This is a genomic window from Gilliamella sp. B3172 (genome assembly GCF_026536465.1).
Taxonomy (GTDB): Bacteria; Pseudomonadota; Gammaproteobacteria; order Enterobacterales; family Orbaceae; genus Gilliamella.
In genome coordinates, this window is the sequence record NZ_JAFNOA010000006.1 from 34,157 (window position 1) to 48,775 (window position 14,619).

Sequence of the window (14,619 nt, forward strand, 5' to 3'; positions counted from 1 at the left end):
AAATTTATTGCTTATTTTCATGAGCAATTTATTAACTTTTATTTATTATATATTTTACAGCATCATCCAGATAGCTAAATTTAGTCCAGTTGCTGTACGTGAAATTAGAAAAGTTGAAGTTTCTGATTGTCCGATTCCAGATTGGTATCAAATGCCACAAATTTTTAAATTAGTGGCATGATTTAGCCCTTTTCTTATGAATCTATATTGGTGCGCATAATGTATATTATGTTAAATAATGAAATTAGAAGTTAAATAATATCATTTCGTTTTAATCGATACTATCTCCGCAATCTGTCACATCATTTAGTTAAATAAACATGATCGAACAAATTTCGTTTTATCTCAAAATATGGTAACCTTATCACCAAATTTAGAAACCACTCCCCTTAAGGATTGTATGCAAACTATAAATAAGACATTACGTTCAAAAAGTTGTGCTGTACCATGCGAGTTATGCAGTATGGGAGCATTTTGTATTCCAATGTTGCTTAATAATACGTTGGATAGTGTTTTAAAACGTAAGCAATCTTATTTAAAAAATGAAATTCTTATAAAAGCCAAAACGCCTTTTACTAAATTCTTTATCATTCATTCCGGTGCATTAAAAACATTTGTTGTAACACCTGAAGGAAATGAACAAATTAATGGCTTTTATTTACCCGGCGATATTGTTGGCTTAGATGCTATTTCAACTAAGGTATATAACAACAATATTCAAGCTTTGAGTAATACTTTGGTTTGTGAACTCAATTATGATGAATTAATGTCGCTATTCCATACTCACAAAAATGTTAGAGATATGGTTTTAAACTTATTGAGTGCTGATATTCATAATTTTCAGAAATTAGTGCTATGTTATTCTCAGAAAAAATCTGATGAACGATTGGCGACTTTTATATACTCTCTTTACACACGTTACGAACAACGAGGCCATTCATCTTTAAACATTAAATTGTCGATGAGTCGTGCTGATATTGCTAATTATTTAGGATTAACCATCGAAACTGTTAGCCGTAATCTATCAAAATTTCAAGAGCAGAATATTTTATCGGCGAAAGGAAAATATATATTTATCAATAACCTAAATGCTCTAATGGATTTGGCTAAATAAATTTTTATTTTTATGCTAAAATTATCAACATATTTATTGTAAGGTCTTTATTTATGACAAGTTTAAAGAAAACATTTATTGCTGCTACACTCGCACTAGTCCCTATCTCTTCGTTTGCTGCCCAGCAACTAAATGAAGAACAAGCAAATAGCATGCAATCATTTAAAAGTATCACTATTCGTGGTGCATTTTATACAGATAGTGATTATATAATGGCTATGTCTAAAGCAGCTGATAAAGAAGGAGCCGCTTCTTTCTATATCACTACAACAAATATAAGCCCTTCAAATGATACATTACGTATAGTTTACGCTAAATTATATAAAGCAGATGCACCTAAAGCGATTGAAAAAGAAGAAAGTCTTCGTCAATTTGAAGGTGTGTATGAATATCCTAAATCAAAAGCTATTCGATTAGAACCTTTTGATATTGTCCGTATTCGTGGCTACTTCCCTACTGATTATGACATCAACCAAGCTATAGCTAAAGAAGCTGCAAGTCATGGCGCTTATGCCTTTTATATCGACTCACGAACAGAGTTAGGAAGTAATTTACAAGTTGCAGCTTACTTATTTAAGAAAGATGCGCCGGAGCGTAAACTACAACCAGAAAATGCAATTCCTTATGATTCTGAAGCTGGGCAACAAGCATTAGCTCAAGGTGGTGAAGCCGCTATGCAGGTTGAAAAACCGGGCTATTACTCACCATCATCATTTAATGAAAAATTCTATGCTGAAAAATTCAATAATAAAGTTATTGATAAAACAACAACCACTCAAACAGCGACAACCTCGACTTCAACTCAAACTGCTTCAGCAGTTCCGGTTGAACCGCAACGCGTAAATCGTTACACTGTCACTCTTCCTGATGGTCGTAAAATTCAAGAGCTTAACGATGCTACAGCAGCTAAAATGGTGGCATTTAATACGATCAAGTTCAGAGGATACTATGTGACTGATCAAGAAATTTCTTATCAAGCAGGTAAACGAGCGATTGATGCTGGTGCTAAATATTACCATATAGCGCGAGTTGCTCACGATTCGAATGGACCAAATATCACTGTTTTTGTCGATCTATATCGATAATATCAAAACAAAAATGGGCGCCTGTGCGCCCTACTTTTTCTAACTTAATTTAATATCACCCACTGCTTTTAAAGCTCCGATTTGACCTGATCAATCTGTTGTTTAATTCTTTTGGCTGAAATAGGATAAGGTGTACCAAGTTGTTGAGCAAATAAATTGACTCTTAATTCTTCAATCATCCATCTTATATTTACTACTTGCTGTTGTAATCGTTGATTTTCAGTCAAACTATTTAGCCAATTTTCATATAGATTTTTGACCTCTTCCACTGTATTCATCGCTTGCCTATCTTTTGACGCATTTTGCATTAATTTTTCAATACGCTTTTCAATGGCTAATAAGTAACGATGAATATCATTAAGTCGATGATAGCCCGATTTTGCTACAAATCCTTTATATATCAGATTATTTATTTGTTGTTTGATATCAGATAAAGCAAAAGCTAATGATAAATCAACTCGTCCTTTTAACTTTTTATTGATATTAAAGTGGAGAGTTAAAATAGATTCTACTTGTTTAGCAATATCTACGACGGTTTCATTAATGTGAGCCTTAGTATAATCTAAAAGCTGCTGATATTGTTCCTGATTCTCAATGGTCTGGTTATTTTTTTCAATCAGATAATCAACAGCACAAGCTATACAATCATCAATTAGCGATAGAACTGTACCAAATGAATTAAAATATAATCCTAATTTTGATTTATTCGGCAACTTTTCATGCAAATATTTGATTGGTGAAGGAATATTTAATATAAGAAGACGCCTTAACCCCAATTTAGTTAAGCGTTGTTGCTCTTGTTTTGAATCAACCAATTTAATACTGACAGAGTTTTGATTATCTATAATAGTTGGATAAGCTTTAACGACATAATTTTTCTGCTTCGCTTCGTAGATGTGCGGTAAAGTACCAAAGTTCCAGTCAGTTAAATTATCTTGCTCTAACGATATCGATTTTTTTTCGGTTAATGAAGATAATGCTTGTTGTACTTGAGTTTTCAACTGTTCTTTAAGTTTATCTAAATCTTTACCGAAAGCAATTTCCTTATTGTTATCAACAATACTGAAACTCATTTTTAAATAATCCGGAATTTGATCTAGTTGCCAATCTTCATTGGTAATTTTCACCCCAGTCATTTTCCTAAATTCAGTTTCTAAGGTTTCCAGTAATGGTTGATCAGTAGCCCCTACCCGATTTAAAAAAGCTTGAGCATAATTTGGTGCGGGCACCAGATTTTTTCTTAATGATTTAGGTAATGATTTAATTAAAGCTATTACTAGATCTTCCCGAAAACCAGGAACTTGCCAATCGAAACCTCGATTTTTAACTTGATTTAAAATATTAATGGGAATCGTTATTGTGACACCGTCACGTTTATCGCCGATATCAAATTGATAACTTAGCGGTAATTTTAATTGGTCTTGATACCAAAAATCAGGAAAATCATTTAAGTTAACTGATTGAGCTGATTGATTTATCAGCATATTCTTCTCAAAATTAAGAAAATCCGGATCCGTTTTTTGCTTAGTTTTCCACCATGAATCAAAATGTTTTGCCGATATCACCGACTTATCAATACGCTGATCATAAAAATTAAATAGCTCATTATCATCAATTAAAATATCTTGACGTCGGGACTTATGTTCAAGATCTTCAACCTCTTCTATTAATTTCTGATTTTGTTTATAAAATTTATGATTGGTTAACCAATCCCCTTCAACAAGAGCATGTCGAATAAACAGGCTACGACTTAAAACCGGATCGATTTTGCTATAATTGACTATTCGGCTTGCAACAATAGGTAGACCAAACAAAGTGACCTTTTCATTAGCAATTGTCGTTCCTTGCTTTTTAGACCACCTTGGTTCACTGTAACTATATTTCACCAAATGTTTAGCGACAGGTTCAATCCATTCCGCTTCGATCTTGGCCGCCGTTCTTCCCCATAAGCGGCTGGTCTCAACTAATTCACTTGCTATACACCATTTAGGCTGATTTTTGAAAATTGCCGAGTTGGGAAAAATAGCGAACTTGATATTGCGAGCGCCAATGTATTCATGTTTTTCCAGCTCTTTCATTCCAACATGTGAAAGTAATCCACATAATAAAGCAACATGCAGTGAACGATAATCAGCTAACTGGCTATTTATTGGAAAAGCTAACTGTTTAATAGTTTGCCTAATTTGAGTGTAGACATCTTGCCATTCTCGAATTCGCAGGTAATTTAAAAACTCTTTTTGACAAAGTCGCCTAAATTGATTTCCCGATAATTCTTGCTGTTGAGTTTTAATATAATTCCATAAATTGATATATGAAATGAAATCTGACTGTTTATCAGCAAAGCGGCGATGCTTCTCATCAGAAGCTTGTTGTTTATCAAATGGCCGTTCTCTTGGATCTTGAATAGACAAAGCTGCGGTGATAATCATGATCTCTTTAGTACAACCCAACCTTCTTGCTTCAACTAACATTCTGGCTAATCGAGGATCAATGGGTAATTGCGCTAAAATTTTACCGATATCAGTAAGATGATATCGATGATGTTTAGTATAAAGGGCACCAAGTTCTTCTAATAAACGAATACCGTCACGAATATATTTAGAATCCGGCGCCTGAACAAAAGGAAAAGCCGCTATATCGCCCAAACCCAGAGCAGTCATTTGTAAAATAACCGAAGCAAGATTAGTTCGAAGAATTTCCGGCTCTGTAAATTCCGGTCGTGATAGGAAATCTTGTTCATCATATAAACGTATACAGATCCCATCAGAGGTTCGGCCACAACGCCCCTTTCGTTGATTTGCTGAAGCTTGTGAAATTGGTTCAATAGGTAGACGTTGTACTTTTGTGCGGTAACTATATCGACTAATTCTAGCAAGTCCGGGATCAATCACATATTTAATACCCGGAACCGTCAATGATGTTTCAGCAACATTGGTGGCAAGCACGATTCGTCTTTTCGTATGTGATTGAAATATTCGATTCTGCTCAGAGTTTGACAGCCTTGCATAAAGTGGTAATACATCAGTGTGACGAAGTTGCAACTTGTTAAGCGTATCGGCAAGATCTCGAATTTCACGTTCACCGGTTAGGAATATTAAAATATCGCCGTTACTTTCTGCTGAAAGTTCGTCAATAGCATCGATAATTGGCTGAAAATCGCTATTTTTTTCAACTTCACTATCGTTATTGTCAAAAATAGGCGGTCTATATCTGACTTCTACCGGGTAGGTTCTACCTGATACTTCAACAACCGGAGCATGATTAAAGTGGTTTGAAAATCGCTCAACATCAATGGTTGCCGAGGTAATAATGACTTTTAAATCGGGTCGCTTAGGTAGTAATTGTTTTAAATAACCTAAGATAAAATCGATATTTAAACTTCTTTCATGTGCTTCATCGATGATAATAGTATCATACTGCAATAAAAGTTTATCTTTTTGAATTTCAGCCAATAAAATGCCGTCAGTCATTAATTTAATTAATGTTGTATCACTTACCTGATCAGAAAATCTTACTTTATAGCCGACTAGCTGCCCTATTTCTGTATATAACTCTTCAGCAATCCGATTAGCGACAGAGCGTGCTGCCAATCGTCGAGGTTGTGTATGGCCTATAAACCCTTTAACACCTAAACCTAACTCTAAACATATTTTGGGAATTTGAGTGGTTTTACCCGATCCGGTTTCGCCGGCAATAATAACAACTTGATTATCTCTTATCGCATTAAAGATATCCTGTCTTTTTTCGACAACCGGTAAATTTTCCGGAAAAACAATCTGTTCTGGTAACGTTTTGAGCCTGGTTTGGTAATGCAAAACAGCTTGATCAATAAGCGAATCAATTTCTGCCGTATTTTGATTATGTTTGGCCAGTTTAGAGATTTTAAATTTATCTAAGAAAGTCATCGATTCTAAGAATTTTAATTGCTGCTGAGATAACATAAGGAGTAAAATATAAGAATTATTTTTAATTAAACTAATTATAACAAATTTTATTTATCATTAGGAGTCAATATGAAAAAGACCTTATTGCTAATTACTTGTGCATTAATCATGTCGGGCTGTGGTGAATCAACAAAAGTTAAGGCCGAAGATTTGCAACATCACCGTTTTATATTGGTCAAAGCAAATGGTGAAAGCATCTCTCCGGAAAATCCAGCCGAAATCGTATTTGGCGAAAATATGCATATTATGGGTAACATGTGTAATCGTTTTGTTGCTAATGCAACTTTTGAAAATCAGATCCTTAAAGCTCCGGGGCTGGCCATGACAAAAATGCTATGTCCCGATACAAAACTTAATGAACTCGATGCCACCATTGAAGCGTTATTTACTGAAGGTGCCAATGTCGAATTAAATAAAGACACTTTAACCTTAAAAAATAAGAATAATGAATTAGTCTACCAATTAAAAGATTTGATGTAATTAAAAGTCAAACTTGCCTTGTAACTTTTGCCAAAATGATTGAGTTGGCTGTATTTGATAATATTGTGTTAAGAAATAATTAATGATAAAAAACTTTATTTAAAATAGAGTTAAGACTATAATGGCAAAAGTTTTTTTAGGATCCACATTTTGATGAAAATGACCAATTCTTCAAATATTTTAATTATGTTGAATAACTACTTATCAGTTATTTATAACCTCTTATATACCATTCATACCAATGCAAAGACATTGGTTTTTTTTTGTACAAAACCGATTTATATAAAATTTAAACATTAACCTTAACAACTAGTAGATAATATTATGAAAAAGACAAAAATAGTTTGTACCATTGGCCCTAAATCAGAATCAAAAGAGATGTTAGCAAAATTATTAAATGCAGGCATGAATGTCATGCGTTTAAACTTCTCTCATGGGGATTATGAAGAGCATGGTAATCGTATTAAAAATTTACGTGAAGTAATGCAAGAAACTGGCTTAAAAGCCGCTATTATGTTAGATACTAAAGGGCCTGAAATTCGGACTATCAAATTAGAAGGTGGTAATGACGTATCGCTTGTTGCAGGGCAAACTTTCACATTTACAACGGATGAAACTGTGGTCGGTAATTCAGAGCGTGTGGCTGTAACTTATAAAGGTTTTGCTCATGATCTTAAACCAGGCAACCGAGTATTAGTCGATGACGGTTTGATCGCTATGGATGTTCAAGAAGTTAAAGGTAATGAAGTAATTTGTAAAGTATTGAACAACGGTGACTTAGGTGAAAATAAAGGTATCAACTTACCGGGTGTTTCAATCAAATTACCTGCTCTTGCTGAAAAAGATAAAAACGATCTTATTTTTGGTTGTGAACAAGGCGTAGACTTTATTGCTGCTTCTTTTATTCGTAAACGTTCTGATGTTGAAGATATCCGTGCTCATCTTAAAGCTCACGGTGGTGAAGACATCAAAATTATATCGAAAATTGAAAACCAAGAAGGTCTGGATAATTTTGATGAAATCCTTGAAGCATCTGACGGTATCATGGTTGCTCGTGGTGACTTAGGTGTTGAAATCGCTGTTGAAGAAGTTATTTTTGCCCAAAAAATGATGATTAAAAAATGTAATAAAGCTTCTAAACCAGTGATCACAGCTACACAAATGCTAGATTCAATGATTAAAAACCCACGTCCAACTCGTGCCGAAGCTGGTGATGTGGCTAATGCGATCATCGACGGTACCGATGCAGTAATGTTATCTGGCGAAAGCGCTAAAGGTAAGTATCCGCTTGAAACGGTAAATGTAATGGCAACCATTTGTAAGCGTACCGATATCACCATTCCTGCTTCGTTAGAGTTAACAGCCAAAGAAGAAAAATTGCGCATCACTGCAGCTGTTTGTTGTGGTGCAGTTGAAATTGCTGAACGATTAAATGTACCACTCATTGTGGTTGCAACTCGCAGTGGTAAATCAGCACGCGAACTTCGTCACTATTTCCCTAAAGCTAAAATTTTAGCGCTATCTTCTAGCCAAAAAACAGTTAACCAATTAGCCTTATCTAAAGGTGTGCAACCAATTTTAATCGATGCCATTAATTCGACTGATGATTTTTATCGTTTAGGTAAAGAAATGGCCGTTAAGGTTTGTGGTTTACAACAAGGTGATACTATCGTTATGGTTTCTGGTGCTTTAGTACCAAGTGGTACAACTAACACAACATCAGTACACCGTATCTAATTTTTGTTAAATAAATAATAAAAAGCTAGCGTATTGCTAGCTTTTTTTTTCACTTAAGTTATTCTGTAATACATCAAATAATTGTATGGTAAGAGATAACAAATGATAGAAGAAACAGTATATTTACCAAAAGAACTAAGTTGGTTATCATTTAATCAACGCGTATTACAAGAAGCTGCTGATGAAAGTAACCCGCTTATTGAACGTGTTCGATTTTTAGGAATATACTCAAGTAATCTTGATGAGTTTTATAAAGTACAATTTGCTAATTTAAAAAAGTATGTCTTAATTGAGCAAGAACAAGTTCAATCTTCCTCCACAGCAAAAAATTTATTACGTCAAGTTAATCAAAAAGTCATTCAGCTGGAATTACAATTCGATCAGCTTTATAACGAGCTGTTATTAGAAATGGCAAGAAATCAGATTTTTTTGATTAACGAAAGGCAACTCACCTCTTATCAAGAAAATTGGATAAAAAATTATTACAAACAAAACTTAAGGCAATACATCACCCCTATTCTACTCGATAGCCATACTGAACTCATTCAATTCTTAAAAGATGACCATGCCTATTTAGCTGTTGAAATCATATGTGAAGATAGCATTAGTTATGCGTTGCTTGAATTACCGACTGATAATGCACCACGTTTTGTATTGTTACCGTCTGAATTCTCAACCAAAAACAAATCAATTATCTTTCTTGATAATATTTTACGTTATTGTTTATCCGATATATTCAAAGTTTTTTTTGATGCTGTAGAATTAAACGCCTATTCAATCAATATAAATCGAGACGCCGAATACGAGTTGAATACGGAATTAGATAGCCTGCTTGAATTAATGTCACAAGGATTAAAACAACGATTAACCGCCCAGCCGGTTCGTTTTACTTATCAAAAAGATATGCCCAAAGCGCTTTTTGAATTACTGATTAATAAATTAAGATTAACTGAGCAAGATGCCATGCCAGGTGGGCGTTATCCAAATTTTAAAGATCTTGCTAATTTTCCGGATCTGGGCGTTAAACATCTGCTCAATAAACGTTTGCCTAGTCTTGCCTATAATCGTTTTAAACAATTTAGAAATGCATTTGCCACAATCAACGATCGTGATGTTTTGCTGTATTATCCTTATTACTCTTTTGGTCATGTTCTGGAAATAATGCGACAAGCTTCTTTTGATCCGGCTGTTACGCATATTCGAATGAACATCTACCGTGTTGCTAAAGATTCAAGATTTATTCATGCTGCGATTAATGCGGCAAATAATGGTAAAAAAGTGACGGTTGTGGTTGAGTTACAAGCACGTTTTGATGAAGAAGCAAATATCAAATGGGCAAAACGATTAATCAGTAGCGGAATTAAAGTTATCTATTCTCAGCCAAAATTAAAAATTCATGCAAAACTATTTTTGATCGACCGAAAAGAAGACGACAGAATAGTAAGATATGCCCACATTGGTTCGGGAAATTTCAATGAAAAAACCGCAAGAGTTTATACCGATTTTTCATTACTAACGGCAGATCCGGCAATCACTGGTGAAGTGCTAAAAGTGTTTAACTTTATTGAAAACCCATTTAAGCCGGTAACTTTTCACCATTTATTAGTTTCGCCACAAAATACACGATTACGCTTTCATGAATTTATTGAAAGAGAAATCAATAATGCCAAAGCCGGGAAACCTTCAGGCATTTATCTCAAACTCAATGCAATAACTGATAAAGAGATGATAAATCAACTCTATAAAGCTTCATGTGCTGGCGTGAAAATACGCATGATTGTGCGAGGTACCTGTATACTCGTTCCTCAAATTCCTAATTTAAGTGAAAATATCTATGTAACCAGTATTGTTGACCAGTATCTCGAACATGCTCGAGTTTATATATTCGAAAATGACGGTAATAAAGATACCTACATATCATCTGCCGATTGGATGCCTAGAAATCTTGATAACCGGATTGAGGTCGGAGTAAAAATATTTGATCTGACATTAAAATCCACTATTCATAATATTTTCAATATTCAGTGTAATGACAATGTCAAAGCTCGAATTATCGATAAAGATAATATGAACAATTATGTCCAAAGAGGTAATAAAAAGAAAGTGCGAGCACAGCGGGCAATTTATGATTATCTAAAACAATTAGAATCGGCAAGTTAAGGATTTGAACGTGAATAAATTTGATGAATATGCAGTTATTGATCTCGGCTCGAATAGTTTTCATATGGTCATTGCACGTTGTATAGATGGTGCTACACAAATTATTTACAAAAATAAAAAAAATATTCATTTAGCTACCGGTTTAAATGAATTCTATGAGCTAAGTGAGTCAAGTATTAAAAGAGGTATTGAGTGCCTTGCTCTCTTTGCTGAACGGCTAAATGGATTTCCCCCGGAAAATGTTCGAATTGTTGCTACCTATACGTTGCGCATTGCCAGCAATCGGCATCAATTTCTAGCCGAAGCGGCTAAGGTTCTACCCTACCCGATTGAAATTATCTCCGGACAAGAAGAAGCCCGTTTAATCTATTTAGGTACCATGACAGCTGAAGCAACCGCCGAAGATGATACCAAATTTGTTATTGATATTGGTGGTGGATCGACTGAAATTGCCATTGGTCGAGGAAACGATCTCAAACCATTTATTGTGGCAAGTCGACCAATGGGCTGTGTTACTTACACTAAGCAATTTTTTCCACAAAAGACCATTGACCGATATTCATTTTTACGAGCCAAACTGGCAGCTGAACAACAAATTGAAAATCTTATTACCACAATAAAAAGACAAAATATCAGTGCCGCATTTGGCACTTCCGGCACAATTAAAAGTATTTACAAAATATTATTAGATTTAGGTGTCAGCGACGGTATCATTACGCCTAAACGTTTGGATGATTTAATCAGTTATATCTTAGAATTCAAGTCTTTTCATGAAATTGACTATCCATCACTTTCTGAAGAAAGAAAAAACGTTTTCGTCAGCGGGTTAGCAATTTTTAGTGGCGTTTTTAACGCATTAGGCTTACAAGAGCTTCAATTTAGCCCATGCGCATTACGTGAAGGGGTTTTGTATGAACTGATCGACGGTCCAAATTATCGGGATATAAGACAAACAACAGCAGAATCACTCTCTCAGCATTACAACATTGATGAACGTCATGCTAAACAAGTGGTTAAAACGGCAAAGTATCTTTTTTCACAATGGAAAGCTCAAACTTCGACTAATATTCCGCAACATTTAGAATCAATCCTCTATTGGGCAGCGCAGCTTCACGAAGTGGGACTGAAAATAAATTTTTCATCAATACACAAACATTCAAGTTATATTCTGTTAAATAGTAACTTACCCGGATTCAATGAAGAACAACAACTTTTATTGTCTACCCTTGTTCGTTATCACCGAAAGTCAATTAACATTGATGAACTGCCCTATTTTAGTTTATTCGAATACAAACATATCATCTCGTTATTGCAGATTTTGCGGCTTGCCGTGTTATTTAATAACCAGCGTAATAACGATCTGGATATCACTGCATTTAGATTAAAATTAAACAGTGATAAATTGAGCAAACTGACGATAGAACTCAACGAAAAGTTTGTTGAAAATAATAAATTAATCTTGCTTGATTTAGAGCAGGAGCAGAAATATTGGAAATCGGTTAACGATTGGAAATTATCGATTGAAATGTTTTAATCACTCAAAAAAAAACCGCCAGTTTAACTGGCGGTGATAAGCTAAGCTTTTAGCCTAATCCAATGATTTTCCACCATAAAATACCAATAGTGAAAACAATAATTAAATTTACTACGCTACAAATGAAACCGACTTTCCACCATGTTTTAACCGGTACAAAGCCTTCAGCAAACAGTAACGGGTTACGAGCATTGGCAAATTGGGTAATCGAACCAAAATAGTTAGTACAAATAACTAATGCAAAAATGGCAATCATTTGCGGCACGCCGAGTGCTAAAGCAACCGTTAAAAATACTGGGAATAAAGCAGCAATATGCGCATTACCACTCGCAAAGAAGTAATGTAGATAAACATAAGCTACACACAAAATCACAATGACTAAAACCCAGCTACTATCCCCTAAGTGACCTTTAACGGCATTACCAATTGTATCGCCTAGCCATTTAGTTACGCCAAGTTTATTCACTTGCCCCGCCATCATCAATAATGCAGCAAACCAAATCAAAGTATCCCAAGCGGCCTTTTCACCCTTGATGTCCTCCCAGCTAAGTACGCCGGTTAAAATTAAAATTGTTAAACCGATAAATGCAGTAGTGGTTGAGTCAATACCGAAATTTTTACCAAAAATCCACAAGCCTAACAGTAATACAACAGTTGTACCCATAATAATTTCTTTAAAGGTCACATAACCCATTTTTTCAAGTTCTTCGGCGGCTAATTTAGGCGCTTCTGGTGTCTTTTTAAGTTCAGGATTGGTTAAAAAGTAGATAACTAAAGGAATAACAATAAATGAGACTAAACAAGGTACGATAGCCGCCATAAACCATTGTCCCCAGCCTAAAGTAATACCAAGTTGACTTGTTACTAATTTGGCTGCCAGCAAGTTGCCGGTAAAGGCAGTTAAAAACATTGCCGATGTAATGTCATTTACATGACTAATGGTTAACATTAAGAAAGTGCCAATACGATTTCTTGATTCATCTTTTGGACTCGAATTAAAATTAATCGCTAACGCTTCAGCGATTGGGTATATTACTCCACCAGCACGAGCTGTCGTACTAGGAATCGCTGGAGCTAATGCCATATCCGTTACTGACAGGCCGTAGGCTAAACCTAACGTATTTTTACCTAAAATTTTAACCAGATAATAAGCTATACGCCTACTTAACCCTGTTTTGATAAAACCACGTGCAATCATAAAAGCAATAACAATAAGCCAAATAAGGCTACTGTTTAATTCGCTTAATGAAATTTTAATTGCATCTGTTGCTGTTGCCGCTCCTGACGGTCTTAAAACCGCAAATACTGTTATCGCTAATAATCCAATTGCACCAATTGGCATAATTTCAGCGACAATACAGGCAATAGTAGCAACAAAGATGATACTGGTGTGCCAACCTTCAATACTAATTCCTTCTGGCGGAGAAACAAATTGCCATAATATTGCTGAAATAGCGGCAATAATTATGAGCGGTAACCATTTGACAGGTGGTTTTTTCACTGTGTTCATAGTATTTTCCTTTTTAATTAAAAATGACTTAATTTAATTCATTATAAAAACGATCCAGTTTGATATAAATTTTTTCGTTTCCAACAAAATGTTAATGTAAAACATATTGTTGGCTAACTAGCTGAAAAGCAAAATTATCAGTATTAACTAGTTCGATTGTTTTATTTTTTAAAACAAATATGGCTGATAAATTCGGATGTTCAATCAAATATTTACCCGCTTTTTTAACCCCTAATCCATAGAGAATAGTCGAAAAAATATCACCTTCAAGCGACGTATCTGAAATTACCGTTACACTTTCTAATTCATTATCCAAAGGATAACCGGTTGAAGGGTCAAAGATGTGATGATAGCGGTGATTATTTAAGGTAAAGTAACGCTCATAAATCCCTGATGTAACAACAGATTTATCGTTGACTTGAATAACACCAACCAGTTCATTGTTGAGTGAAAATGGTTCTTTCAAACCTATTTGCCAATTGCCGTTCTTATCTAAAGGTGATTTGCCTAAAGTTAAGACGTTACCACCTAAATTGATAATAGCTTGATGTATGTTATTTTGCTGTAGAACCACTTTAACCACATCGGCTATATAGCCTTTGGCTATAGCACCTAAATCAATTTCCATTCCCTTTTTTTTCAAAAAAACTGCAAAAGTTTTAGGATCAAGCTCAATTTCGTTAGGATCGGTTAATAATAGTTGATCATGAATTTGCTGTGGGGAGGGAACTTGCTGGCCTTGAAAACCGACTTTCCATAATTTGACTAAAGGACCAATAGCAAAATTGAAACAACTATTGGGCATTAAACTGACTTTATAAGCTTGCTCTATAAGCGAAAACACAGCACGGCTAACGATAACAGGATGTTTACCCGCAGCAGCGTTAATCGACATAACTTCTGAATGACGACGGTTAACGGTCAATTTATCTTCAAGTAATTTTATGGTGTGAAACACCCTATGAGCTACGGTTTCATTAGGCTCATAAAGCGTTAATGAAACCGTGGTACCCATTAATACTTGAGTATATTCATGGCTTGAATTAAGCATTTTA

9 protein-coding genes are annotated in these 14,619 nt (G+C 34.8%); 6 read left to right on the top strand and 3 right to left on the bottom strand.

Going from position 1 to position 14,619, the window contains the following annotated elements; all coding sequences use genetic code 11:
- Positions 1 to 400: 400 nt before the first annotated feature.
- Both fnr and J3U37_RS07890 read left to right on the top strand, forming a co-directional pair.
- Positions 401 to 1,114 (top strand): fumarate/nitrate reduction transcriptional regulator Fnr, encoded by a 714-nt coding sequence (gene fnr / locus J3U37_RS07885; protein ID WP_220219584.1) that lies wholly within the window; start codon positions 401 to 403, stop codon positions 1,112 to 1,114.
- Between the two features lie 53 nt (positions 1,115 to 1,167).
- Entirely contained in the window at positions 1,168 to 2,199 is a 1,032-nt protein-coding gene (locus J3U37_RS07890; protein WP_267374196.1) for a YdgH/BhsA/McbA-like domain containing protein, read from the top strand.
- A gap of 68 nt (positions 2,200 to 2,267) precedes the next feature.
- Here the strand turns inward: J3U37_RS07890 and hrpA are convergent, their stop codons facing one another.
- The gene (gene hrpA / locus J3U37_RS07895) at positions 2,268 to 6,140 is read right to left on the bottom strand and encodes an ATP-dependent RNA helicase HrpA (RefSeq protein WP_267374198.1); all 3,873 of its coding nucleotides are present in this window, start codon (positions 6,138 to 6,140) and stop codon (positions 2,268 to 2,270) included.
- A gap of 72 nt (positions 6,141 to 6,212) precedes the next feature.
- Between hrpA and J3U37_RS07900 the strand changes: the two genes are divergently transcribed.
- From J3U37_RS07900 to J3U37_RS07915, 4 genes are all read left to right on the top strand, one after another.
- On the top strand, positions 6,213 to 6,623 hold the full coding sequence (locus tag J3U37_RS07900) for an META domain-containing protein (protein ID WP_267329668.1): 411 nt from the start codon (positions 6,213 to 6,215) through the stop codon (positions 6,621 to 6,623).
- A 324-nt stretch (positions 6,624 to 6,947) separates the two neighbouring features.
- Entirely contained in the window at positions 6,948 to 8,360 is a 1,413-nt protein-coding gene (gene pykF / locus J3U37_RS07905) for a pyruvate kinase PykF (RefSeq protein WP_220219580.1), read from the top strand.
- Positions 8,361 to 8,462: 102 nt separating this feature from the next.
- Positions 8,463 to 10,520, top strand: a complete 2,058-nt coding sequence (ppk1, locus tag J3U37_RS07910) for a polyphosphate kinase 1 (protein ID WP_267329667.1) — start codon at positions 8,463 to 8,465, stop codon at positions 10,518 to 10,520.
- 64 nt (positions 10,521 to 10,584) lie between these two features.
- Positions 10,585 to 12,054: an exopolyphosphatase gene (locus J3U37_RS07915; RefSeq protein WP_416379998.1), complete on the top strand. Its 1,470-nt coding sequence runs from the start codon at positions 10,585 to 10,587 to the stop codon at positions 12,052 to 12,054.
- Between the two features lie 49 nt (positions 12,055 to 12,103).
- Here the strand turns inward: J3U37_RS07915 and J3U37_RS07920 are convergent, their stop codons facing one another.
- Complete coding sequence (locus tag J3U37_RS07920) at positions 12,104 to 13,564, bottom strand: DASS family sodium-coupled anion symporter (RefSeq protein ID WP_220219577.1); 1,461 nt, start codon at positions 13,562 to 13,564, stop codon at positions 12,104 to 12,106.
- 91 nt (positions 13,565 to 13,655) lie between these two features.
- Positions 13,656 to 14,615 (bottom strand): FAD:protein FMN transferase, encoded by a 960-nt coding sequence (locus J3U37_RS07925; protein ID WP_267374202.1) that lies wholly within the window; start codon positions 14,613 to 14,615, stop codon positions 13,656 to 13,658.
- Positions 14,616 to 14,619: the final 4 nt, after the last annotated feature.

Coding starts and splice junctions, on each gene's coding strand:
- J3U37_RS07920 (WP_220219577.1), bottom strand. CDS start 13,564: ATGAACACAGTGAAAAAACCACCTGTCAAATGGTTACCGCTCATAATT.
- J3U37_RS07925 (WP_267374202.1), bottom strand. CDS start 14,615: ATGCTTAATTCAAGCCATGAATATACTCAAGTATTAATGGGTACCACG.
- pykF (WP_220219580.1), top strand. CDS start 6,948: ATGAAAAAGACAAAAATAGTTTGTACCATTGGCCCTAAATCAGAATCA.
- ppk1 (WP_267329667.1), top strand. CDS start 8,463: ATGATAGAAGAAACAGTATATTTACCAAAAGAACTAAGTTGGTTATCA.
- hrpA (WP_267374198.1), bottom strand. CDS start 6,140: ATGTTATCTCAGCAGCAATTAAAATTCTTAGAATCGATGACTTTCTTA.
- J3U37_RS07915 (WP_416379998.1), top strand. CDS start 10,585: ATGGTCATTGCACGTTGTATAGATGGTGCTACACAAATTATTTACAAA.
- fnr (WP_220219584.1), top strand. CDS start 401: ATGCAAACTATAAATAAGACATTACGTTCAAAAAGTTGTGCTGTACCA.
- J3U37_RS07890 (WP_267374196.1), top strand. CDS start 1,168: ATGACAAGTTTAAAGAAAACATTTATTGCTGCTACACTCGCACTAGTC.
- J3U37_RS07900 (WP_267329668.1), top strand. CDS start 6,213: ATGAAAAAGACCTTATTGCTAATTACTTGTGCATTAATCATGTCGGGC.